Annotated in this window: 22 protein-coding genes; 12 read left to right on the top strand and 10 right to left on the bottom strand. The window is 44.9% G+C overall.

What is annotated here, in order from left to right; translation table 11 throughout:
• Positions 1–11 precede the first annotated feature (11 nt).
• Both ybaK and uvrA read right to left on the bottom strand, forming a co-directional pair.
• Positions 12–494: a Cys-tRNA(Pro) deacylase gene (gene ybaK / locus BACPLE_RS13390; protein ID WP_007562878.1), complete on the bottom strand. Its 483-nt coding sequence runs from the start codon at positions 492–494 to the stop codon at positions 12–14.
• Complete coding sequence (uvrA, locus tag BACPLE_RS13395; protein WP_007562880.1) at positions 494–3,331, bottom strand: excinuclease ABC subunit UvrA; 2,838 nt, start codon at positions 3,329–3,331, stop codon at positions 494–496. The genes ybaK and uvrA overlap by 1 nt, the downstream gene beginning before the upstream one ends.
• Positions 3,332–3,526: 195 nt before the next feature.
• On the opposite strand from uvrA, the gene BACPLE_RS13400 reads away from it, so the two are divergent.
• The 5 genes from BACPLE_RS13400 to BACPLE_RS13420 are packed head-to-tail and all read left to right on the top strand — an operon-like array spanning position 3,527 to position 7,739.
• A complete protein-coding gene (locus tag BACPLE_RS13400) occupies positions 3,527–5,326 on the top strand; it encodes an amino acid ABC transporter substrate-binding protein (protein ID WP_040313221.1) in 1,800 nt (599 codons plus the stop codon).
• Between the two features lies 1 nt (position 5,327).
• Positions 5,328–6,035: a porin family protein gene (locus tag BACPLE_RS13405; RefSeq protein WP_040313285.1), complete on the top strand. Its 708-nt coding sequence runs from the start codon at positions 5,328–5,330 to the stop codon at positions 6,033–6,035.
• A gap of 5 nt (positions 6,036–6,040) precedes the next feature.
• On the top strand, positions 6,041–6,799 hold the full coding sequence (locus BACPLE_RS13410) for an exodeoxyribonuclease III (RefSeq protein WP_007562885.1): 759 nt from the start codon (positions 6,041–6,043) through the stop codon (positions 6,797–6,799).
• An 8-nt stretch (positions 6,800–6,807) separates the two neighbouring features.
• Positions 6,808–7,185, top strand: coding sequence for a diacylglycerol kinase family protein (locus BACPLE_RS13415; RefSeq protein ID WP_007562887.1), 378 nt, complete (start codon positions 6,808–6,810; stop codon positions 7,183–7,185).
• Positions 7,182–7,739 carry a phosphatase PAP2 family protein gene (locus tag BACPLE_RS13420; RefSeq protein WP_007562889.1) on the top strand — a complete coding sequence of 186 codons (558 nt, stop codon included), beginning with the start codon at positions 7,182–7,184 and terminating at the stop codon, positions 7,737–7,739. Before BACPLE_RS13415 ends, BACPLE_RS13420 begins: the two co-directional genes overlap by 4 nt.
• Positions 7,740–7,812: 73 nt before the next feature.
• Here BACPLE_RS13420 and BACPLE_RS13425 read toward each other — a convergent pair whose 3' ends face one another.
• Together BACPLE_RS13425 and BACPLE_RS13430 are read right to left on the bottom strand one after the other, a co-directional pair.
• Complete coding sequence (locus BACPLE_RS13425; protein ID WP_007562891.1) at positions 7,813–8,277, bottom strand: MaoC family dehydratase; 465 nt, start codon at positions 8,275–8,277, stop codon at positions 7,813–7,815.
• A gap of 155 nt (positions 8,278–8,432) precedes the next feature.
• Positions 8,433–8,639, bottom strand: coding sequence for a hypothetical protein (locus BACPLE_RS13430; protein ID WP_007562893.1), 207 nt, complete (start codon positions 8,637–8,639; stop codon positions 8,433–8,435).
• 171 nt (positions 8,640–8,810) lie between these two features.
• Between BACPLE_RS13430 and BACPLE_RS13435 the strand changes: the two genes are divergently transcribed.
• Positions 8,811–9,725, top strand: a complete 915-nt coding sequence (locus BACPLE_RS13435) for a cation diffusion facilitator family transporter (protein WP_040313224.1) — start codon at positions 8,811–8,813, stop codon at positions 9,723–9,725.
• Positions 9,726–9,797: 72 nt separating this feature from the next.
• Here BACPLE_RS13435 and BACPLE_RS13440 read toward each other — a convergent pair whose 3' ends face one another.
• The 4 genes from BACPLE_RS13440 to BACPLE_RS13455 form a co-directional block, all read right to left on the bottom strand.
• A complete protein-coding gene (locus tag BACPLE_RS13440) occupies positions 9,798–10,001 on the bottom strand; it encodes a winged helix-turn-helix domain-containing protein (protein ID WP_022053671.1) in 204 nt (67 codons plus the stop codon).
• A gap of 133 nt (positions 10,002–10,134) precedes the next feature.
• On the bottom strand, positions 10,135–10,602 hold the full coding sequence (locus tag BACPLE_RS13445; RefSeq protein WP_007562898.1) for a C-GCAxxG-C-C family protein: 468 nt from the start codon (positions 10,600–10,602) through the stop codon (positions 10,135–10,137).
• A gap of 12 nt (positions 10,603–10,614) precedes the next feature.
• Positions 10,615–11,574 carry a D-2-hydroxyacid dehydrogenase gene (locus BACPLE_RS13450; RefSeq protein ID WP_007562900.1) on the bottom strand — a complete coding sequence of 320 codons (960 nt, stop codon included), beginning with the start codon at positions 11,572–11,574 and terminating at the stop codon, positions 10,615–10,617.
• Between the two features lie 29 nt (positions 11,575–11,603).
• Positions 11,604–12,878, bottom strand: a complete 1,275-nt coding sequence (locus BACPLE_RS13455; RefSeq protein ID WP_007562902.1) for a replication-associated recombination protein A — start codon at positions 12,876–12,878, stop codon at positions 11,604–11,606.
• A gap of 458 nt (positions 12,879–13,336) precedes the next feature.
• Between BACPLE_RS13455 and BACPLE_RS13460 the strand changes: the two genes are divergently transcribed.
• Positions 13,337–15,076 carry a glutamine--tRNA ligase/YqeY domain fusion protein gene (locus tag BACPLE_RS13460; protein ID WP_007562905.1) on the top strand — a complete coding sequence of 580 codons (1,740 nt, stop codon included), beginning with the start codon at positions 13,337–13,339 and terminating at the stop codon, positions 15,074–15,076.
• A 264-nt stretch (positions 15,077–15,340) separates the two neighbouring features.
• On the opposite strand, the gene BACPLE_RS13465 is transcribed toward BACPLE_RS13460, so the two are convergent.
• A complete protein-coding gene (locus BACPLE_RS13465) occupies positions 15,341–16,255 on the bottom strand; it encodes a DUF368 domain-containing protein (protein WP_007562906.1) in 915 nt (304 codons plus the stop codon).
• Between the two features lie 128 nt (positions 16,256–16,383).
• On the opposite strand from BACPLE_RS13465, the gene tpx reads away from it, so the two are divergent.
• Positions 16,384–16,887 (top strand): thiol peroxidase, encoded by a 504-nt coding sequence (gene tpx / locus BACPLE_RS13470; RefSeq protein ID WP_007562908.1) that lies wholly within the window; start codon positions 16,384–16,386, stop codon positions 16,885–16,887.
• An 88-nt stretch (positions 16,888–16,975) separates the two neighbouring features.
• On the opposite strand, the gene BACPLE_RS13475 is transcribed toward tpx, so the two are convergent.
• Entirely contained in the window at positions 16,976–18,040 is a 1,065-nt protein-coding gene (locus BACPLE_RS13475) for a mannose-1-phosphate guanylyltransferase (protein ID WP_007562911.1), read from the bottom strand.
• Between the two features lie 82 nt (positions 18,041–18,122).
• On the opposite strand from BACPLE_RS13475, the gene thiD reads away from it, so the two are divergent.
• From thiD to BACPLE_RS13495, 4 genes are all read left to right on the top strand, one after another.
• The gene (gene thiD / locus BACPLE_RS13480; protein WP_007562913.1) at positions 18,123–18,956 is read left to right on the top strand and encodes a bifunctional hydroxymethylpyrimidine kinase/phosphomethylpyrimidine kinase; all 834 of its coding nucleotides are present in this window, start codon (positions 18,123–18,125) and stop codon (positions 18,954–18,956) included.
• 60 nt (positions 18,957–19,016) lie between these two features.
• Complete coding sequence (gene fabD / locus BACPLE_RS13485) at positions 19,017–19,904, top strand: ACP S-malonyltransferase (RefSeq protein WP_007562914.1); 888 nt, start codon at positions 19,017–19,019, stop codon at positions 19,902–19,904.
• 113 nt (positions 19,905–20,017) lie between these two features.
• Positions 20,018–21,718, top strand: a complete 1,701-nt coding sequence (locus tag BACPLE_RS13490; RefSeq protein WP_007562916.1) for an alpha-amylase family glycosyl hydrolase — start codon at positions 20,018–20,020, stop codon at positions 21,716–21,718.
• Positions 21,719–21,844: 126 nt separating this feature from the next.
• Positions 21,845–23,503 (top strand): AMP-binding protein, encoded by a 1,659-nt coding sequence (locus BACPLE_RS13495; RefSeq protein WP_007562918.1) that lies wholly within the window; start codon positions 21,845–21,847, stop codon positions 23,501–23,503.
• The last annotated feature ends 4 nt before the right edge of the window (positions 23,504–23,507 follow it).

The raw sequence follows: 23,507 nt of genomic DNA on the forward strand, positions 1-23,507 counted from the left end.
TTTCTATCAAGTTAAAATAAAGTACAAACTTCAGCCTGACTCACTTTGATTAAATCAGCCGGAGCCAGTTTCACCTGCAAGCCTCTCACTCCTGCACTTACGTATATATAAGGGAAGTCATTGCATGTGTGATGAATATATGTAGGGAAATGCTTCTTCATCCCTATCGGAGAGCATCCTCCACGAATGTATCCCGTCAGCGGAAGCAGTTCTTTCATCGGTATCAGGTCGCATTTCTTGTTGCCTGAAATCTTGGCTGCCAGCTTCAGATCGATTTCGTGCTCACCGGGAATCACACAGACAAAGTAACCCGACTTATCTCCTTGAAGCACCAACGTTTTGAATACCTGTTCGATGTTCTCTCCTAAAGTAGCGGCTACGTGTACGCAACTTAAATCATTTTCATCTACCTCGTACGGAACCAGTTCATATTTCACCTTATCCCGGTCCAGCAAACGGGCCGCATTGGTTTTTGCAATCTTGTCTTTTGCCATTATTTTGTTACTCCTTTCAGTTCTTCTTTTAAAAATCCGGATGTATATCCTTTACCCGACTGGGCCACTTCTTCTGGTGTACCGCATACCAGTAACTGACCTCCGGCCTTTCCGCCTTCCGGTCCCATATCGATAATATAGTCTGCCATCTTAATGACATCCAAGTTGTGCTCTATGACAATGACGGTATTTCCTTTTTCTACCAGACGGTTTAGCACATTCATCAGTACTCGAATGTCTTCAAAATGCAGTCCGGTGGTCGGTTCATCCAAAATATAGATAGTCTTTCCGGTATCCCTTTTAGCCAGTTCAGTAGCCAGTTTCACACGCTGGCTCTCTCCTCCCGACAAAGTGGTAGAGGGTTGTCCCAACTTGATGTATCCTAATCCCACTTCCTGCAGCACCTTGATTTTGTTCAGTATCTGCGGCACGTTTTCAAAGAATTCCACTGCACGGTTGATGGTCATGTCCAGCACGTCGGCAATGGATTTACCTTTATAGCGTACTTCCAACGTTTCACGGTTATAACGCTTTCCGTGACACACCTCACACGGTACCAGCACATCGGGAAGGAAGTTCATTTCAATGGTCTTGTAACCGTTTCCTCCACACGCCTCACAGCGACCGCCTGACACGTTGAAAGAGAAACGACCTGCCTTATAACCGCGGATTTTAGCTTCCGGAAGCCCGACAAACAAGTTACGGATGTCGGAAAAGACTCCGGTATAAGTAGCCGGATTCGAACGCGGGGTTCGCCCCAACGGCGACTGGTCTACGTTCACCACCTTGTCAATGTATTCCAGCCCTTCAATGCTATCATACGGCAAAGGATCTTGCAGCGAACGATAGAAGTGCTGGGAAAGAATCGGTTGCAGGGTATCATTTATCAAAGTAGACTTTCCGCTACCGGATACTCCGGTCACACAAATCAATTTTCCCAATGGAAACTCCACATCATCGCCTTTCAGGTTGTTCCCACGCGCCCCTTTCAACACGAGAGAATGCCCGTTGCCTTTTCTTCGTTCTGCCGGAACCTCGATACTCATTTTTCCATTCAGGTACTGCGATGTCAGGGTGTTGGTCTTCATCATTTCTTCCGGTGTACCGGAGAAAACGACTTCACCACCCAAACGACCGGCTTTTGGTCCCATATCCACCACGTAATCCGCAGCCAGCATCATGTCCTTGTCATGTTCCACTACGATAACGGTATTTCCCAAATCGCGCAGTTCTTTCAAGGAGTTAATCAACCGGATATTGTCACGCTGATGCAGTCCGATACTGGGTTCATCCAGAATATACAACACATTCACCAACTGAGAACCAATCTGTGTGGCCAGACGAATACGCTGACTTTCTCCTCCCGAAAGTGTGACTGATGAACGATTCAACGACAGATAATCCAGTCCCACATCCAACAGGAATTTCAGTCGCGTACGTATTTCTTTCAGGATTTCCGTTGCTATCAGGCGTTGCTTGTCTTCCAAAAAGTCTTCCACGTGGCACACCCAGTCATACAACTCACTGATGTCCATCGTGACCAATTCATAGATATTCTTATCGTGAATGCGGAAATGCAAGGCTTCCTTATTCAGACGTGCTCCTTTACAATCCGGACACACATCCGTCTTGGCAAATTGTTCCGCCCATTTCTGTGCGGTGGCAGAAGCTTCCTTTTCCTGCATCATCTGAATATATTTCACGATGCCCTCATATAAAATAAAGTAATCGGAAGTGGCATGAATCAGTGTACTCTTGATTTTCAGGCGTTCATCGCATCCATACAGAATCTCATTGATGGCATCTTCCGGCAACTCACTCACCGGTGTCTTCAACGTAGCTTCATATCGTTCAAGCAACGCTTCCAACTGCCAGAATATCATTACGTTCTTGTATTTACCCAACGGAGCCACAGCCCCTTCATACACCGAAAGCGAGCGGTCCGGAATCACCTTGTCCACATCAATCAAGTTGACATATCCCAGTCCCTTGCAACGCGGGCAGGCCCCCTGCGGAGAGTTGAACGAGAAGTTATGCGGTGCCGGCTCCTTGTAAGAAAGTCCCGTCACCGGACACATCAGGCGTTTGCTGTAATGACGCACACTTTCCGTCTGCGCATCCAGTATCATCAACAATCCGTCTCCCTGCTGCATGGCTGTAGCCACGCTCTGCTTCAACCGGCTTTCTTCCTTTTCCGTGACCACCATCTTGTCAATCACCACCTCTATGTCGTGATTCTTGTAACGGTCCAGCTTCATGCCGTGTACGATTTCCTTCACTTCTCCATCTACACGTACATAGAGATAGCCCTTCTTACGTACCTGCTCGAACAATTCCTTGTAATGTCCTTTACGCGTACGCACCAGAGGTGCCAGGATATAAATGCGTTTTCCTTTATAGTCACGGTGTATCAAATCCAGGATCTGTTCTTCGGTATATTTCACCATCTTCTCGCCCGAAAGATAGGAATAAGCCGTACCTGCACGGGCAAACAGCAGTCGCAGATAATCATAAATCTCCGTGGTTGTTCCCACAGTAGAACGCGGATTCTTGTTCGTCGTCTTCTGTTCGATGGAAATCACCGGACTCAATCCCGTAATCTTGTCCACATCCGGCCGTTCCATCCCTCCCAAAAAGTTACGGGCATAGGCAGAAAAAGTCTCAATATAACGGCGCTGTCCTTCCACAAACAGCGTATCAAATGCCAGAGAAGACTTTCCGCTTCCGCTCAACCCGGTAATCACCGTCAAGCTGTCACGAGGGATTTCCACATCTATATTTTTCAGGTTGTGTACCCGAGCTCCTTGTACACAAATCGTTTCTGTTCCTTCAGTCATACATTATCCTTCAATGATATCTTTGCAAAGATAGTGAAAGGTGAGAGAAGTATGAACGAAAAACGTATTTTTCGGTTCTACTTCCGAACCGCATCCTATCTTCAGGAATCAAAGATAGAGATATTTACTTCCCCATTTTCATTCGACAATGCAATTTTTTTTGTACTTTTGCCACTCAACAAATCCATAATAACCATGAGATTCTTTCAGATAGTTTGTCTTTCACTGGCCTTGACTTTTGGAAACGCCGGAATAACTACTTTCGCACAGAACGGAAACAATTACTTTTTACATACGGTAAGTAAAGGACAGAGCCTTTACTCCATTGCAAGCATGTATCATGTATCTATTGATGACATTGTTCGCCTGAATCCGGGAAGCGACAAACAAATCCGAGCAGGAGAAGCATTGAAAATCCCCCAGACAAACTCCTCTTCTTCCAATAAAAGTGGAAGATTCCACACTATACAAGCCGGCGAAACACTTTACCAGCTGACGGTGAAATACAACGTCAGCGCACAAGCTATATGTGATGCCAACCCAGGTCTGAGTGCCAGCAACTTCCGCGTAGGACAAGTAGTATCTATCCCGACAGAAGATGTGACGGAACCAGCTACCCCACTTGCCCCGACACAACCCTCTACACCTTCCACTTCTTCAAAAGAATGGAAAGAAATGCATAAAGTGGAGCGAAAAGAGACTATCTTCAGTATCTGTCAGGAATATGGTATTACGCAAGAAGATTTACTGGCTCTGAATCCGGAATTGAAAAACGGAAAACTGAAAAAGGGCATGTTCATCTTTATTCCTTACCCTAAAAGCAGCCAGCCTGCAGCAACGACTACTCCCACAATGGTTCAAACACCTTCTAATGAAGAGTTGTTCAAGCAAAGCAAGGTCGCTTCTAAGTCTTTGCATACCATTCAGGCAGCTGTGATGCTTCCGTTTACGGCTTCCGGAAGTATCAAACCTGAAGAGCAGACCCGCATGGTGGAATATTACGAAGGATTCCTGATTGCTGTAGACAGCCTGAAACGCCAAGGAGTGTCAGTTAATTTATATACTTACGACACAAAAGGCAGTGCCAATGTGATCTCTAATATTCTCAGTAAGCCAGAGATGAAGAATATGGACATTATCTTCGGACCTGTTCACACTTCAAACATCGAACCGCTGGCGAATTTTGCAGAGCGTAACAAGATACGACTGGTCGTTCCTTTTGCTCCGAAAGTAGACCAGGTGTTCAATAATCCGATGGTATATCAGATTAATACACCCCAATCTTATTTCTACTCAGAAGCGTATGACCATTTTCTCCGTAAATTCAGTAAAGCCCGCATCGTATTTGTCGATCCGGCTAATGGAGACAAGGAAAAAAATGAATTTATCAACGGCCTGAAAAGCGAGTTGAAAGACAACCGTGTAGACTTCAAGCAGATTCAGCTAAGCAGCGAAATCGCTCCAGAAAGAATCATTGCAGCCATGGATACACTGAGGGAAAATATTTTTATTCCAACTTCCGGACGCAGTTCGGCGCTGACCCGGATACTTCCTCAGCTGACCAATGTACTACGTTCACATCCGCACTTCAACATGCACCTGTTCGGTTACCCGGAATGGCAGACGTATACACAAGAACATCTGGCCAGTTTCTATGAACTGGATACGTATTTCTATTCATCGTTCTATACCAACAATTTGTTTCCAGAAGCTGTCCGCTTCACCCAAAGTTACCGCCGCTGGTATAGCAAAGACATGGCGAACACTTTCCCCAAATACGGCATGCTGGGATTTGATACGGGATACTTCTTCCTGAAGGGTTTGTCACAGCAAGGCAACAAATTTGAAGAAAACCTGGACAAAGTATCTGTTACTCCCATTCAAACCGGATTCAAATTTGAGAGAGTCAACAACTGGGGTGGCTTTATCAACCGGAAAGTATTTTTTGTTCATTTGACCAAGAATTACGAATTGATCAAACTTGATTTTGAATAAAATGAAAAGATACCGACAACTGATTTTTATATGCTGCCTGCTTTGCATGCTACCCTTATCGTTGTTTGCCCAATTGCAGGACGAACGGCATAATCTGTCCGTGGGAATCAATGGAGGAGTAAACTTAAACTCTGTCAGTTTTACTCCGAGCATTAAGCAGACGAACTTCATTGCACCGGAATTTGGTCTTACAGTCCGTTATATCTCTGAGAAATACTTCAAAATGATTTGTGGTATACAGGGAGAAATCAACTTTTCCCAACGAGGATGGAAGGAAGTCATTGAAGACGGAAGTAACAATACCTACCACCGTGCCATGAATTACATAGAAATCCCTTTATTAGCCCATCTTGCTTTCGGGAAAGACAAAGGAAACGGTGCCCGGTTCATCATCAACCTGGGTCCGCAGGTAGGCTTCCTGTTAGGAGAAAAAGAATTTTACAGCGACCCGTCTACCTGGGATACCACCAACCGTCCGCAAGGAACTGATGAACAATACGGAAAGTTTGCCGACCGAAAATTTGACTACGGAATCGTAGGAGGAGGTGGCGTAGAAATACGTACAGGTATCGGTCATTTCCTGCTGGAAGCCCGTTACTATTTCGGTCTGAGCGACTTCTACAACAACAGTAAAAAAGATTATTTCTCACGTTCTGCCCACTCCTATATTGGCGGACGTCTGACTTATTTATTTGATTTGAAAAAATAATTTGTATGATTAAACTTATATCCTGGAACGTAAACGGGCTGCGTGCCTGCTGCGACAAAGGTTTCCGAGACATATTTACCCAACTTGATGCTGATTTTTTCTGCCTGCAAGAAACCAAAATGCAGGAAGGACAGCTTGACCTCTCTTTTGAAGGCTATACTTCCTACTGGAATTATGCCGAGAAGAAAGGATATTCCGGTACTGCCATCTTTACCAAGCACCAGCCCCTGCAAGTAACTTACGGTCTGGGAATTGATGAGCACGACCATGAAGGACGTGTCATTACATTGGAGATGGAAAAATTCTTTCTGGTAACGGTCTACACACCGAATTCGCAGGATGGTCTGAAACGTCTGGACTACCGCATGACATGGGATGATGACTTCCGCGCTTACTTGCAAAAGTTAGACCAGAGCAAACCCGTATTGGTATGCGGTGACCTGAATGTAGCCCACAAGGAAATTGACCTGAAGAATCCGAAAACCAACCGGATGAATGCGGGCTTTACCGACCAGGAACGCGAAAAATTTCAATTGCTGTTAGATGCCGGATTCATCGATACCTTCCGCTACTTCTATCCCGAGCAAACCAATATCTATTCCTGGTGGTCTTACCGTTTCAAGGCACGCGAGAAGAATGCAGGGTGGCGTATTGACTACTTTTTGGCCTCAGCCAGTCTTGCCGACAAGCTGAAAGAAGCGAAGATTCACACAGAAATATTCGGCTCGGACCATTGCCCCGTGGAAGTGACCGTTGAAATTTGATTTGCCGCATGAAGAACGAAGGATTTACCTTACGAAAGCGTTTACGGAGTTTTAAATTTGCTGGAAACGGTATCCGTCTGCTGATTACACGCGAACACAATGCCTGGATTCATTGTTTTGCCGCAGTATGTGTAACCCTGGCAGGATGGCTAATTGGACTTTCTGCCACTGAATGGATAGCTATCGTGTTTGCCATTGGTTCCGTACTGGCTGCAGAAGCAGTCAATTCTTCCATTGAAGCACTGGCCGATTTAGTTTCGCCAGAATACAACGAAGCCATCAAGCGTACAAAGGATCTGGCAGCTGGTGCCGTATTGATTCTGGCTATCAGCGCAGCCATTGTCGGATTAATAATATTCATCCCTAAAATTCTTACCTTGTCATGAAACCTATCATGATTTTGTTGGCAGCACTCTGCCTCAGCGTGTCTTTACAGGCACAACAGCTTGATATCAGCCAGCCCCGAAAAGCCGTGCGTACTTCCGGCGATGTGGGTGCCGTACTGCTTCCCGTAGCCGGACTAACAGCCATACTTATTGAAAAAGACTGGCAAGGACTGAAACAGGGCGCATTGGCTGGAATTACCACATTAGGAGTTACATACGCATTGAAATATGCGATTAAAAAAGAACGTCCCGACCACAGCGACAATCATTCATTTCCGTCCATGCATACCTCTGTATCTTTTACAGCTGCCTCTTTCATCCAGCGACGTTACGGATGGAAATGGGGACTGCCGGCCTATGTGGTCTCCACTTATGTAGGCTGGAGCCGTGTATACGGAAAAAAACATGACTGGTGGGATGTAGCGGCCGGTGCGGCCATCGGAGTCGGAAGCTCCTATCTTTTTACTCGTCCGTTTGCCAAGAAACATGATTTAGCCATCAGTCCCGTAGCTGGTGACGGTTATTGCGGATTCTATACCTCTTTAAAATTCTGAATAATCCCGGAAGCATGTACGCAGCAAACCATTTCCTGCTGCGTCCACTTCCGAACAGATTCTTTGCTGCGTATTAGTTGAAATAATACAAGAAAGTAGCAATACCTTCCAAAGCTTTCTTCTTCTGGTCTTTAATTTCAATGGAGAATTTGATTTCAGCCTTTGCCACTCCACGCAGATTTACCAGTGAGTGTAAATCAGCAACCAGGCGCACACTCTGACCTGACAATACCGCCTGGCCGAACTTCATCTTGTCCATTCCATAATTCACCATCATCTTCAAATTGTTTACCTCGATAATCTGATTCCACAGATAAGGCAACAAAGACAAGGTAAGATACCCGTGTACAATTGTACTCTTGTAAGGACTTTCCACTTTTGCACGCTCTGCATCCACATGAATCCACTGGTGATCCAATGTAGCATCTGCGAACTGGTTGATGCGTTCCTGTGGGATTTCAAGCCATTCTGATACTCCAATCTGCTGGCCTACCAATTTTTCGAATTCTTCGTACGAGTTAATAATAACTTTCTCCATAATTATCCTTATTCTTTAAAAAGCATAAAATATAGACAAAGATAAGTATATTTTCTTATTTCGGTTCTTTTTCTTATCAAAATAAAGTAGCCTAATCCTCATGATAAATAGCCAAATCCTCAGATTTCGGCTATTTTACTTCTACAACAACGACATTAATACTTTACTAATCGTTTAGGATTTCCATGCCAGGAACAACCCAGACAAAAGACCTCGTTTAAATCAAATCCTTCAAGCGACTCTTCTTCTTTTTTCGGTACGACTTCTCCTTCAGAAGTCACATACACCAACCGACGCTCTCCTGCTTCATTTTTTACATACATCGCTGCAATTTTGCATTGCGGGCATAACATTTTTTTCATGTCCTATACTTTATTAATCTGCACAAAGATACATATTTCCATGAAATACCAACTCTATGCCGTCATTATCCCTATTGATTTATGCAACCAGGTTGTTATTGTTACATAACTGATACAAGAAATTAAAAAAGGAGGTAAATTCGCTACATAATAACAAAAAAACTTGCAACTATGTCACATTCTCATTCACACGTTCACAGCCATCATGCCATTGAATCGGTCAGTACTACTCTCATCGTGTGCATCATCCTGAACCTGTTGTTCGTGATTGCCGAAGCGGTCATCGGTTTTTCCTACCATTCCTTAGGGCTGCTCTCCGATGCCGGACATAACCTGAGCGATATTTTCAGCTTACTGCTTTCACTCTTTGCCATTCGGATGGCTACACGAAAAGGCAATCGCCATTTCACCTATGGCTATAAAAAAAGCACCATACTTGTTTCACTGGCCAATGCCGTCATACTTCTCATTGCCGTAGGAGGAATTCTTATTGAAAGCATCTATAAATTATATACCCCCGGCACCGTTTCCGGTGAAGCCATCTCATGGACTGCCGGAGCGGGTATATTAGTGAATGGAGCTACTGTCCTGCTACTAATGAGCCGACGGAAAAACGACTTAAATATCAAAGGAGCTTTTCTGCACATGGCCATGGATACACTGGTATCTGTCGGTGTAGTCATCTCGGGTATACTTATCAACCTGACCCATTATTACGCACTCGATGCGTTCATCGGAATGGGCATAGCCCTCATTATCCTGATTTCTACCTGGAAACTCTTGAAAGAGAGTCTTTATCTTACACTGGATGCCGTGCCTGAACACATCCACCTCGATAAACTGGAGCAGGAAATCAGCCAGACACCGGGAGTGGAAAGCTGGCATCACCTGCACGTATGGGCTGTCAGTACAACTGAAAATGCCGCTACCCTTCACGTGGTAATTACCAGCCTGAACGAAATAGAGTGTATCAAACATGCACTTAAACAACTGTTGTCCCAACACGGAATTACCCATTCTACCATTGAATTTGAAACCCTAGGTTCGCAATGTGAAGATGCGGCCAAAGGATGCTATCACTCCTGAACACCACAAAAAGAAAGTGCGCTGACCAGAAAAAATTTCCAACCAGCGCACTTTTCTATTTTTCTATAAGAATTATTTCAACTTCACGAATAACTCTCCATCCACTTCACTTGTCTCAATTTTGTCTTCTCTCAACAACCAACCTAAACCCAGGAACAAGTCCTTGTCTGCTTTCAATTTAGCTTCTTTCTTAAGCTGTTTCTGAGTTTTGCCTTCTGTTTCATTCAGTGCCTCCCAGATTTGTCCGGCAATGACACCTGCTTTTTCTTTTAACATAGTCTTTTTGCTTTTATAATTATACATCTAAACTTGACGTGCATTAAACTGCGGCAAAATTAACAAAAAACAAGAAAAGGAGTGAAGAAAAAAGAGAAAACTTTCATTTTACAACCTAAAAAACAGCTTCTTATTACAATTTCCCTTCATTTTCCAAGAAATCGCCCCAAATTCTTGCTGCCGTTTCCACCATTCGTGCACACGGACGTTTGGCATAATATTGTGCGGTCCGGGCATCGGGTGTAGCCACAATAGGTTCTTTCTTTGACAAGCCCAACAGTTCACTGCAATGAATAGTACCACATTCTTCCTTAAACTTTTTAGCCAGTTCCTGCACCAATTTATAATTGGCAGCCTTTCCTTCCCTGTCTGCCCCTTCCACTGCACAGCGTTCCAAACCTGCCAGCAAAAACATACCGCAAGCCGCACCGCATATCTCCCGCATGCGACCGATACCTCCCCCAAACGAGGCAGCCATATGCAATGCCTGCTCAAAGGTAAAACCATACATATCGGCATAAGCCCCCACTACCGACTGAGAGCAATTATAGCCCTCCTTGAACAGCGCAACAGCTTTCTGTATACGTTCTTCTTTCGTCATAACTTTCTTCTTTTAGTTATTGACTACATTTACCGGTTTGCCTTCCAGAAAAGCCTTCAGATTATTTACGGCCAACTGCATCAAGCGTACACGCGCTTCTTTCGTAGCCCATGCCTGATGTGGCGTGATAAAGCAATTACGTGCTTTCAGTAACGGATTATCTGCACGAGGCGGTTCAGAAGAAAGCACATCCAGTCCCGCAGCAGCAATTTTGCCACTGTTCAGTGCATCCGCCAAATCCTGCTCGTTTACCAAGCCTCCCCGACCGGTATTAATCAAAATAGCAGACGGCTTCATCAATTCCAGCTTACGGGCATCCACCAATTCACGGGTCGTTTCCGTCAACGGGCAATGCAAACTCACGATGTCACACTTGCGGAACAATTCATCCATTGAAGGACACTTATGTACATCAGCAGGAAGTTCCATGGCCGACTTACTGGTATAGACATATACATCCAAGCCAAAACCGACTGCGATACGTGCCGTAGCCCGTCCCGTATTTCCAAAACCGATAATACCTATCTTTTTGCCATCAAGTTCATGCAACGGCGCATCCCAGAAAGAAAAATCAGCCTGACGACTCCATTTTCCGTTACTTACTTCCTGGGCATAGTATCCCACACGCTGCACAATATTCAGAATGTGTGCAAACGCCATCTGAGCTACCGAGCTGGTGCTATAAGCCGGAATGTTCGTCACCACAATCCCCTTTCGGGCCGCAGCCGCCACATCCACTACATTATATCCTGTAGCCAGTACGCCTATATATTTCAGTGAAGGAAGTTTTTCAAGCACAGCCTCATCCAGCACTACTTTATTCGTAAACACCACTTCCGCTCCTTCTGCTCTTTTGCAGACATCTTTCGGAGCCGTACGTTCATACACGGTCACTTCACCCAATTCCTTCAAGGGTTCCCATGACAAGTCTCCCGGATTCAATGTATATCCGTCTAATATTACAATCTTCATATCTTTCTTCTTAAAACTATATATTCATATTATTCTTTAAAACGATCACCCCACAGGCTCACCATCCGCTCTTTCAGCTTCTGCTCGGAAGGATTATCCTGTGCATGCCAGATACGCTGTGTACGAATCTCTTCCGGAAGGAAATCCTGCTTGACAAAATTTCCCTTATACGCATGCGCATACTTATAGTCCTTTCCATATCCCAATTGCTTCATGAGTTTGGTAGGTGCATTGCGCAAATGTAGCGGAACCGGAAGGTTTCCCGTCTGCCGTACCAGCTCCAATGCCGAATTGATTCCTTCATAAGCCGAATTGCTTTTCGGACTGGTGGCCAGATACACCGTAGCTTCAGCCAATGGAATACGCCCTTCCGGCCACCCTATTTTCATCACTGCCTCAAAGGCCGCATTGGCCAGCAACAGTGCATTCGGATTGGCCAGACCAATATCTTCTGAAGCAGAAATTACCAGACGCCGGGCTATAAAGGCCGGATCTTCTCCTCCTTCTACCATACGGGCCAGCCAGTACAAGGCTCCATCGGGATCACTGCCACGAATGGATTTGATGAAAGCGGAAACAATATCATAATGCATCTCGCCTTCCTTGTCATAGGCCAAAGGATTCTGCTGCAAGCTTGACACCACTTTTTCATCGGTTATAACCACCGGATTAGCTGTATCCGCTTCTATCACAAGCTCCAGAATGTTCAGTAACTTACGCGCATCTCCTCCGGAGTAACGCAACATGGCATCCGTTTCCTTCAACTCCACCTGCCGTTCCTTCAATATCGGATCTTTGGTCAAGGCTAAATGAAGCAGTTCAAGCAAATCTTCCTTTTCCAGTGACTTGAGTACATACAACTGACACCGGGAAAGCAATGGCCGGATTACTTCGAACGACGGATTCTCGGTAGTGGCACCTATCAGCGTCACCACCCCCGTTTCGACCGCTCCTAACAATGAGTCCTGCTGTGACTTACTGAAACGGTGAATTTCATCAATAAACAATATCGGACTTTGCTGAGAAAAGAAACGGTTGGCTTTTGCCTTTTCTATCACCTCACGCACTTCCTTCACTCCCGAAGTAACCGCACTCAGTGTATAAAAAGGAACTTCCTGCCGGTTCGCTACAATCTGTGCCAAAGTGGTCTTCCCCACTCCCGGCGGTCCCCACAAAATAAACGAAGAAATCCGCCCCGCTTCAATCATCCTGCGCAACACGGCCCCTTCTCCCACCAGATGTTTCTGGCCAATATATTCATCCAGCGTCTTCGGACGCATTCTTTCAGCCAATGGTTGTGCCATAGTTCTACCTAAATTAATATCCCCCAAAGATACGGAAAGTTTCTGAATACACGCAAAGAAAACCCGCGACGGCACACAAAAATCACACGATGAAACACAACTGAAATGCAAATGTAAGGGCAAAAAAAAAGGCGCTTTTCACAAAGGGCCTTTTTAAGTTTTCAATAGGTATTAGTTTTTTTTCTTAAGGTAAAAAGATTGTTTTCAGGATAACGGCACAAAGATGCGGCCTTTTTTTCAGGTAACCAAATAAAAAAACATGTCATAAAACACATTCTGCGTTTTTTTTCATTTTCTTTCCTTTGGCATTATTAACAACATGCATCTTTGCGCTCTACAAAGATAAGCAAATTTAAGTAAAAGGATATGGCACCGAAGAAATATTCTTCCCATTTATCTATAAGGAGATTATTTTTACTATTTTTGCAGAGTTAAAAGAAAAAACAAAAAGTTTCCGTATGACAGAAATAAATACAACCGAAAATTCAGAAAAGAAAAGCCTGAATTTCATTGAGCAAATTGTAGAGAAAGACTTGCAGGAAGGTAAAAACGGTGGAAGAATTCAAACCCGTTTCCCGCCAGAGCCTAACGGATACTTGCACATCGGACATGCAAAAGCCATTTGTCTGGACTTCGGAATCGCACAGCGATACGGAGGAACCTGTAACCTGCGTTTCGATGATACAAACCCGACGAAAGAAGATGTAGAATATGTAGAAGCCATTAAGGAAGACATCCAGTGGCTGGGCTTCCAGTGGGGAAATGAATATTATGCTTCCGACTATTTCCAGCAACTCTGGGATTTCGCTATCCGTCTTATCAAAGAAGGAAAGGCGTATGTAGACGAACAGACCTCGGAAGAAATTGCAGCCCAGAAAGGTACACCAACACAGCCGGGAACGGAAAGTCCTTATCGCAACCGCCCGATTGAGGAAAGCCTGGAACTGTTCCAGAAAATGAATGCCGGAGAAATTGAAGAAGGCAAGATGGTGCTGCGTGCCAAGATTGACATGGCCAACCCGAACATGCACTTCCGCGACCCGATTATCTACCGTGTGGTAAAAACTCCTCACCACCGTACCGGTGACAAATGGAAGGCTTACCCGATGTATGACTTCGCACACGGACAGAGCGACTTCTTTGAAGGAGTAACACATTCACTGTGTACACTGGAATTCGTGGTACACCGTCCGCTTTACGACCTGTTTGTAGACTGGGTAAAAGACGGAAAAGACCTGGACGACAACCGCCCGCATCAGTATGAGTTCAACAAACTGAACCTGAGCTATACACTGATGAGCAAGCGTAACCTGCTGACACTGGTAAAAGAAGGACTGGTAGACGGATGGGACGACCCACGTATGCCGACTATCTGCGGTTTCCGCCGTCGTGGATACTCTCCTGAGTCTATCCGCAAATTCATTGACAAAATCGGATATACCACATACGATGCACTAAACGACTTTGCTTTGCTGGAAAGTGCCGTTCGTGAAGACCTGAATGCACGTTCTACCCGTGTATCTGCCGTACTGAATCCGGTGAAACTGATTCTGACCAACTATCCGGAAGGACAAGTGGAAGAAATGGAAGCCATCAACAATCCGGAAGATTTGAGCGCCGGTACACATACCATTGAATTCAGCCGTGAATTGTGGATGGAACGCGATGACTTCATGGAAGATGCACCGAAGAAATATTTCCGTATGACTCCGGGACAGGAAGTTCGTCTGAAGAATGCCTACATCGTAAAATGCACAGGCTGCAAAAAAGACGAAAATGGAAATGTGGTGGAAGTGTATGCAGAATACGACCCGAACACCAAGAGCGGTATGCCGGAAGCTAACCGTAAGGTGAAAGGAACACTCCACTGGGTAAGCTGCAACCACTGCCTGAAAGCAGAAGTACGTTTGTACGACCGCTTGTGGAAGGTAGAAAATCCGCGTGATGAAATGGCAGCAATCCGTGAAGCCAAGGGATGTTCTCCGCTGGAAGCCATGCAGGAAATGATTAATCCAGACTCATTGAAAGTACTGAATGAATGCTACGTAGAAAAATTCCTGGCCGATGCCAAACCGCTCGACTATCTGCAGTTCCAGCGTATCGGTTACTTTAATGTAGACAAAGATTCTACTCCTGACCACCTGGTATTCAACCGCACCGTATCATTGAAAGATACATGGAGTAAAATCAACAAATAAAAGTAAGGAGATAAAAGCACTCCTTTATTACACTGATTTTAAGGAGTTAAAGAACTTATAAAAATGCCCTTGTGTTTGATTCAGAACGCAAGGGCATTTCTTTTCAAACGCTTCGACGTTTGAGTTCAAATGTACTTACATTTCATATCAAACGCACTTACGTTTTTTCACTCCTTCTCTTGCTCTCATGAAAAGCATAAAAAATACCGCTGAAAAGACTCTAAAAATCTCTCCAGCGGCATCGTATATCTATTAAGAAACTCCTTAGCGAACCGGTGTCTTAGCCGAAAGTTTCTCCAGGAAATACACTAAGAAAAAGCCTACCACCATCAGCACTACTGCTTCCGGCACATGCGCATTAGGCAATATATTGGTTTCTATCAATGGCTTTACTTCTCCGTGGCTGTCGACAAAAGTCTCTACCACCTCTTTCCAAGGCCAAACCTTATTCAGGGAGCCCAGCATAAATCCTGTCAGAACTGCCAGCGTAATATTACGGAAATGCGCCAACGCATACGACAAGATACGTGAAAAAGAAGTGATACCCACACAAGCACCTGCTCCAAATACAGCTATCACCACTACATCAAGCGTTTTCACTGCATCCATAATGAAAAAATACTTGCCTAACAGCACCAGAATGAAACTACCGGAAATGCCCGGAAGAATCATGGCACAAATGGCAATGGCTCCACACAGGAAAATGAAAAGCAGATTAGAAGGTGTTTCAGCCGGAGTTGCCACGGTAATATAAAAAGCTACCACCGCCCCAATGACAAAAGCCACCCAGGTTTTCCAGCTCTTCCACTCTTTGATGTCTTTCGATACAAACCAGGTAGACGCCAGCACCAGTCCGAAGAAGAACGACCAGACCAATATCGGCTGATCCACCAATAACCAGGTGATGAGCTTAGCCAATGAAAAAACGCTGATACCGATACCTGCCAGCAAGAAAAACAAGAAATTACCATTGATTTTCTTCCAGAAAGCCGCCCATTTCCCAGAAAAGAAAAGTTTCAGGCTTTCCAGGTTAATACTTTTAATCGAATTAATCAATTCGTCATAAATACCTACAATAAAAGCAATGGTTCCTCCTGATACTCCGGGAACTACATCGGCAGCTCCCATCCCCATTCCTTTTAACATCAGAACCGCATAGTCTTTCAGTTTTCGTTCCATCAATTTTTATCCATAAATGATTAGCGAATGCAAAGTAAGTGAAAAAAACGCTCGGAGTCACTATCTCCAAAAACATTTTATGGTTTTTGTTGTTATATTTATGACGAATATTCAAAAATAGAATCATTATGGCTACAACTTTATTTCAAGGAACTCCCGTAACACTGGCCGGAGAGTTTATACAAAAAGGAGCGCTGGCTCCCGATTTTTCACTGGTAAAAGGTGATTTAAGCACTTTTTCTCTGGCTGATGCCAAAGGAAAATTTGTAGTATTGAACATTTTCCCCAGCATGGACACTGGAGTATGCGCTGCTTCCGTACGTAAATTCAACAAACTGGCTGCCGGAATGGAAAATACACTGGTACTTGCTATTTCAAAAGACCTTCCGTTCGCACAAGGCCGTTTCTGTACGGCTGAAGGAATTGAACATGTCATACCTTTGTCTGACTTCCGCTATACTTCTACCTTCGGAAAGGATTACGGAGTGCTGATGACCAACGGCCCGCTGTGTGGACTATTGGCTCGCGCCGTGGTTATCCTCAATCCGGAAGGAAAAGTTATCTACACCCAGCTGGTTCCGGAAATCGTAGAGGAACCGGATTATGATGCCGCACTTGCTGCACTCAAATAAATTTAAAGGTATATAAATAAGAAAAGGGACAGTCCGTACTTTCACGCCTGTCCCTTTTCCTTTTTATCTATCTTCTATCAGTCCCTTCTTATTCTGCAGAAAATTCCTTGATTCGCTGTTCTTCCGTCAGACGGCATACCAGCAACGTATTATCTTTTTCAGCCACAATATACCCGTCAAGTCCCTGCACCACTACTTTCTTTTCCTGAGTAGCATGTACGATGCAATTTCGCGACTCATACATTTTTATATTCGAACCTATGCAGACATTGTTATGCGCATCACGTTTGGAGTTTTCATGAAGAGATCCCCACGTACCCAAATCACTCCATCCAAAAGAAGCAGGAAATACATAAATTTCATCTGCTTTTTCCATTACTGCATAGTCTACCGAAATATTTTCACATGTCGGGAAGAGTTCATCCACCATCTCCTGTTCCTTGTCTGTATAATAATAAGGGAGCAAGCGTTCGAACACCCTTGCCATGGCAGGTTGATATACCCGGATGGCATTGACAATGGTATTGACATTCCATACAAAGATTCCTGCATTCCAGAAATAATTGCTGCGCTGCAAATAGCGTTCTGCCGTAGCCAAATCAGGTTTCTCACGGAACGCATCTACCCGATAAATTTCCTTATTGGAAGGACACGCCATCGACAAGTCTGCTTCAATATAGCCGTAACCTGTTTCCGGACGATTGGCTTTCATACCCAATGTGACAATAGCATCCGAGTCGGCCGTAAACTTCATAGCCGATGTGACAACACGACCAAACTCACGTACGTTCATTACCACATGGTCACTCGGTGTCACCACGATATTGGCCTTCGGATTACGTGCCTTGATTTTCCAACTCACATACGCAATACAAGGGGCTGTGTTACGGCGGCAAGGCTCCAACAAAATATGATCAACAGGAACCTCAGGGAGCTGTTCTTTTACAATCTCCGCATATTTGGCCGAGGTTACCACCCATACATTTTCCGGCAGGCACACATCTTTAAAACGATCGACGGTCAATTGAATGAGCGTACGTCCACAACCCAGCACATCAATAAACTGCTTGGGCATCTCCGGGCTACTCATCGGCCAAAAGCGACTGCCTATGCCTCCGGCCATAATGACCACATGATTATTCATTGGATTCATAACAAACTTTTCTTGGTAACTTCGCAAAGTTAACTCATTAATTTGAATATTTCCTATCTTTGCAAAAAATTATCAACTGAAAATGAGAACATATCCATGCGTCCTGACCATCGCCGGATCTGACTGTAGCGGTGGTGCAGGCATACAAGCCGATATCAAAGCTATATCCGCCCTGGGAGCATACGCAGCCAGTGCCATTACTGCCATTACCGTGCAGAACACGCTCGGAGTAACAGGCATTCACCCCGTCCCCCCTGCTTACGTGAAAGGACAAATAGAGGCCGTTATGGACGACATACGTCCTAAAGCTGTAAAAATCGGAATGATCAATGATGCGGAAATCGTAAAGGTAATAGCAGAATCTATTCTCAAATATCATCCTGAATATGTGGTGTTCGACCCGGTTATGGTGTCGACCAGCGGATGCAAGCTGATGGAAGACGAAGCCATCGAAGCCATCACTACCCGGCTTATTCCTCTGGCCAGCCTCATCACTCCTAATCTGAGTGAAGCGGAAATCCTGGCCGGACAAAAAATCAGCACTGTGGAAGACATGAAGCGTCAGGCAAAAGAAATGTTGAAACTAGGATGTAAAGGAGTGCTCATCAAAGGAGGACACCTGGACGGAGGACTGATGTGCGATGTGCTGCAAACGGCTACGGAAGAAGCCCCACACTTGTATACAGCCCCGAAAGTAGACAGCCGGAATACACACGGCACGGGATGTACCTTGTCTTCTGCCATCGCTACATTCCTGGCATTGGGAGAACCCATGTCCGTAGCTGTAGAAAAAGCCAAACAATATGTATACAAAGGTATTGAATCTGGAAAAGACGTTTGCATCGGAGGCGGACACGGCCCGTTGAACCACTTCCACTCTCCCGTCGCCATGCACATTTTCGACAAAAACGAGTAATATCTCAAAAGAATCATTACCTTTGCAGACAATAACTTATAAACAAGAAAGATAATCATTATGAAAGCATTTGTATTTCCTGGACAAGGAGCACAATTCGTAGGTATGGGAAAAGACCTGTACGAAAACTCTCCGCTCGCTAAAGAATTATTCGAGAAAGCCAATGATATTTTAGGTTATCGCATTACAGACATCATGTTCGAAGGTACTGACGAAGATTTGCGTCAGACTAAGGTGACACAGCCTGCCGTATTCCTGCACTCTGTAATCTCTGCCTTGTGCATGGGCGACGCTTTCCAGCCGGAAATGACTGCCGGACACTCTTTGGGCGAATTTTCTGCCTTGGTAGCTGCCGGTGCTTTGTCATTCGAAGACGGATTGAAACTGGTGTATGCACGTGCCATGGCTATGCAGAAAGCATGCGAAGCTCAGCCGTCAACCATGGCTGCCATCATCGCATTGCCTGATGAGAAAGTAGAAGAAATCTGTGCTTCAGTTGCCGCTGAAGGAGAAGTTTGTGTGGCAGCCAACTACAACTGCCCGGGACAGATTGTTATTTCTGGTAGCATCGAAGGTATCAACAAGGCTTGCGAACTGATGAAAGCTGCAGGTGCCAAACGTGCCCTCCCGCTGAAAGTGGGTGGTGCGTTCCACTCTCCACTGATGGACCCTGCTAAAGTGGAACTGGAAGCTGCTATCAACGCTACTGAATTCCACACCCCGAAATGCCCGATTTATCAGAACGTGGATGCACTTCCACACACTGATCCGGCTGAAATCAAGAAGAATCTGGTGGCACAGCTTACCGCTTCTGTACGCTGGACACAGACTGTACAGCAGATGATTGCTGACGGAGCTGATGACTTCACAGAATGTGGTCCGGGTGCAGTATTGCAGGGATTGATCAAGAAAATCAACAAAGACGCCAATGCGCATGGAATAGCATAATCAGGCCATGAGTCTGACAAGGGCACGAATTATACAAAGCAGACGGATTCTCTTTTTTATCCGTGCGAAAGTATAATTCGTGCTTTTTTCGTTTTTAAAATTATTCAAGCAATATGGAAACAACAGAAAAAATTATCATATACCAAGTTTTTACCCGCTTGTTTGGGAACCAGAACAAGACCTGCCGTCCAAATGGCAGCCTTGAAGAAAACGGATGTGGAAAAATGAATGATTTTACCAAACAGGCCTTACACGAAATAAAAAAATTAGGTGCTACGCACATCTGGTACACCGGACTGATAGCACATGCTTCGCAAACAGATTATACCGCATACGGCATTCCCAAGAACCATCCTTCCATTGTGAAAGGGAAAGCAGGCTCTCCGTATGCCATCCGCGATTATTATGACATCGACCCGGACTTGGCCGAGCATGTAGACAAGCGTATGGAGGAATTCGAACATTTGGTTACACGCAGCCATGAATGCGGACTGAAGGTCATCATGGATTTCGTTCCGAACCATGTGGCACGGCAGTATCACTCTTTGGCCAAACCGGCTGGTGTAAAGGATTTGGGTGAAAATGATGACTGCTCTCAGGATTTCAATCCACAAAACAATTTCTACTATATACCGGGACAGAAGTTAGCAGGTGAAATTGACCTTTATGACCCGGAACAAGGGAACTACGAGGAAATGCCGGCCAAGGCTACCGGAAATGACCGCTTTGACGCATGGCCCAACCGGAACGACTGGTATGAAACCATCAAGCTGAATTATGGAGTGGACTACCTGCATCACACCGGAGGACATTTCGACCCGATTCCGGACACCTGGAAGAAAATGGAAGACATACTGAGCTACTGGGCCGGAAAAGGTATCGACGGTTTCCGTTGCGACATGGCCGAAATGGTACCTTGCGAATTCTGGGGATGGGTCATTCCTCGCATCAAGGCCGCATTCCCGCAGATTATCTTTATTGCCGAAGTATACAACCCGAATGAATACCGTAACTATATTTACAACGGACATTTCGATTACTTATATGATAAGGTAGGACTGTATGACACACTGAGAAACATTACTTGCGGATATGGTTCAGCCACCGGAATTACCCATTGCTGGCAAAGCGTGGACGATATTCAGGACCACATGCTGAATTTCCTGGAAAACCACGATGAGCAGCGCATTGCATCCGATTTCTTTGCCGGCAATCCTTTCAAGGCTGTTCCTGCCTTCATCGTATCTTCCTGCCTGCGAAGCAATCCAGTCATGATTTATTTCGGACAGGAATTGGGCGAAAAGGGAATGGACTGCGAGGGTTTCAGCGGACAGGACGGACGAACCACCATCTTCGACTATTGGAACGTGGACAGCATTTACCGCTGGAGCAACCGCGGGCGTTGGAATACGCATCTGCTCAGTGAAAAGGAGAAGGAGCTGCGTAAAACTTACGAAACCATCCTGCATATCTGCCAGAAAGAACAGGCTATCAGCAAAGGTGAATTCTTCGACCTGATGTATGTGAACCTGAACGGCTGGCAGATGAACGAACACAAACAGTACGCTTTCTTGCGCAAATACGGTCAGGAAGTACTCTTTATTATCGTAAACTTCAGTGATACGGCAAGTCAGGTAGCAGTTAATGTACCGACTCATGCATTTGAATACTTTAAAATGACTCCATCTGCCCAATGCAATGCCAAGGACCTGCTTACCGGAAAAACAGAGAAAATCTGCTTCACGCCCGAAAGTCCCACTTGCACGGAACTGCCTGCATACGGTGGAAAGATTTTTAAACTAAAAGTAAAATAAGCAGCCGAAACAGGACCGATAGCTTTCAAACGTAAATAGTTTTAATTTATTTTGTTTGGAAACTTGAAACAAAAAGGTATCTTTGCACAAATAGCATAACTTTGTGCAAACTATAAATACAATTATATGGAAAAAAGTTTTCTGGCCTTCATTGAGGACAGTATCAAAAAGAACTGGGACCTGGATGCCCTGACAGACTATAAAGGTGCCACTCTGCAATATAAGGATGTAGCACGTAAAATAGAAAAACTGCATATTCTGCTGGAAGAAAGCGGTATCAAGCCGGGCGATAAGGTGGCCTTGTGCGGACGCAACAGTTCGCACTGGGGAGTAGCCTTTTTAGCTATCCTGACATACGGTGCGGTAGCAGTTCCTATTCTTCATGAATTTAAGGCAGACAATGTACATAATATCGTCAATCATTCTGACGCTCGTCTTCTCTTTGTAGGAGATGTGGTATGGGAAGCATTGAACGAGGCTGAAATGCCAAATCTGGAAGGTATCATTCTGATGACCGACTTTACCTTGTTAGTATGCCGCAGCAAGCAGCTGGAATATGCCCGCGAACACTTGAATGAAATGTTTGGAAAGAAATTTCCACGCAATTTCCGGAAAGAGCATGTCAGCTACCGAAGAGATACTCCGGAAGAGCTGGCACTTATCAACTATACCTCCGGAACGACCAGCTTCTCCAAGGGGGTAATGCTTCCTTACCGCAGTCTGTGGTCGAATACACAGTTTGCATTTGAGGTATTGACCCTGCAACCTGGCAATAAGGTAATCTCCATCTTACCCATGGCACACATGTACGGACTGGCATTTGAATTTATCTATGAATTCTGTGCAGGCTGCCATGTGTACTTCCTGACCCGCATGCCAAGTCCCAAGATTATTTTCCAGGCCTTTTCGGAAGTAAAACCCAACATTGTCATTTCAGTTCCACTTATCATTGAGAAGATTATCAAAAAGAATGTGTTGCCTAAGCTGGAAACACTGAAAATGAAACTTCTGCTGAAAGTTCCTTTGATTAACGATAAGATTAAGGAAGCCGTACGCGAACACATGGTGCAGGCTTTCGGTGGAAATTTCTACGAAGTCATTATTGGAGGAGCAGCCTTCAATCAGGACGTAGAAAGACTACTCAGAAGTCTGGATTTCCCGTATACGGTAGGATATGGAATGACTGAATGCGGACCGATTATCTGCTACGAAGACTGGTTGCGCTACAAACCGGGATCTTGCGGAAAAGCAGCCCCACGCATGGAAATAAAGATCGACAGTCCGGACCCTCAAAATATTGTAGGAGAAATCCTTACAAGAGGAGAAAACGTGATGCTGGGATATTACAAGAATCCGGAGGCAACTGCACAAGCCATCGATGCAGAAGGTTGGTTGCATACAGGTGACTTGGGAGTAATTGATAAGAACGGAAATGTTACCATCAAGGGACGAAGCAAGAATATGCTGTTAGGACCATCCGGACAAAATATCTATCCGGAAGAAATCGAAGAAAAGATTAGTAACCTGCCGTATGTATGTGAAAACATTGTGATTCAGCAAAGTGATCATAAACTGGCTGCACTTATCTATCCAGACTTTGAAGAGGCATACAAACAGGGATTAACCGACGCCGATATTGAAAGAATCATGGAAGAAAACCGCATGGCAGTAAATGCGGAACTTCCTGCTTATTCTCAGATTACGCGCATCAAGATTTATCCGGAAGAATTTGAAAAGACACCTAAGAAGAGCATCAAGCGTTTCTTATACCAAGAAGTCAAGTAGCAAG

The organism is Phocaeicola plebeius DSM 17135, assembly GCF_000187895.1.
Classification (GTDB): Bacteria; Bacteroidota; Bacteroidia; order Bacteroidales; family Bacteroidaceae; genus Phocaeicola; species Phocaeicola plebeius.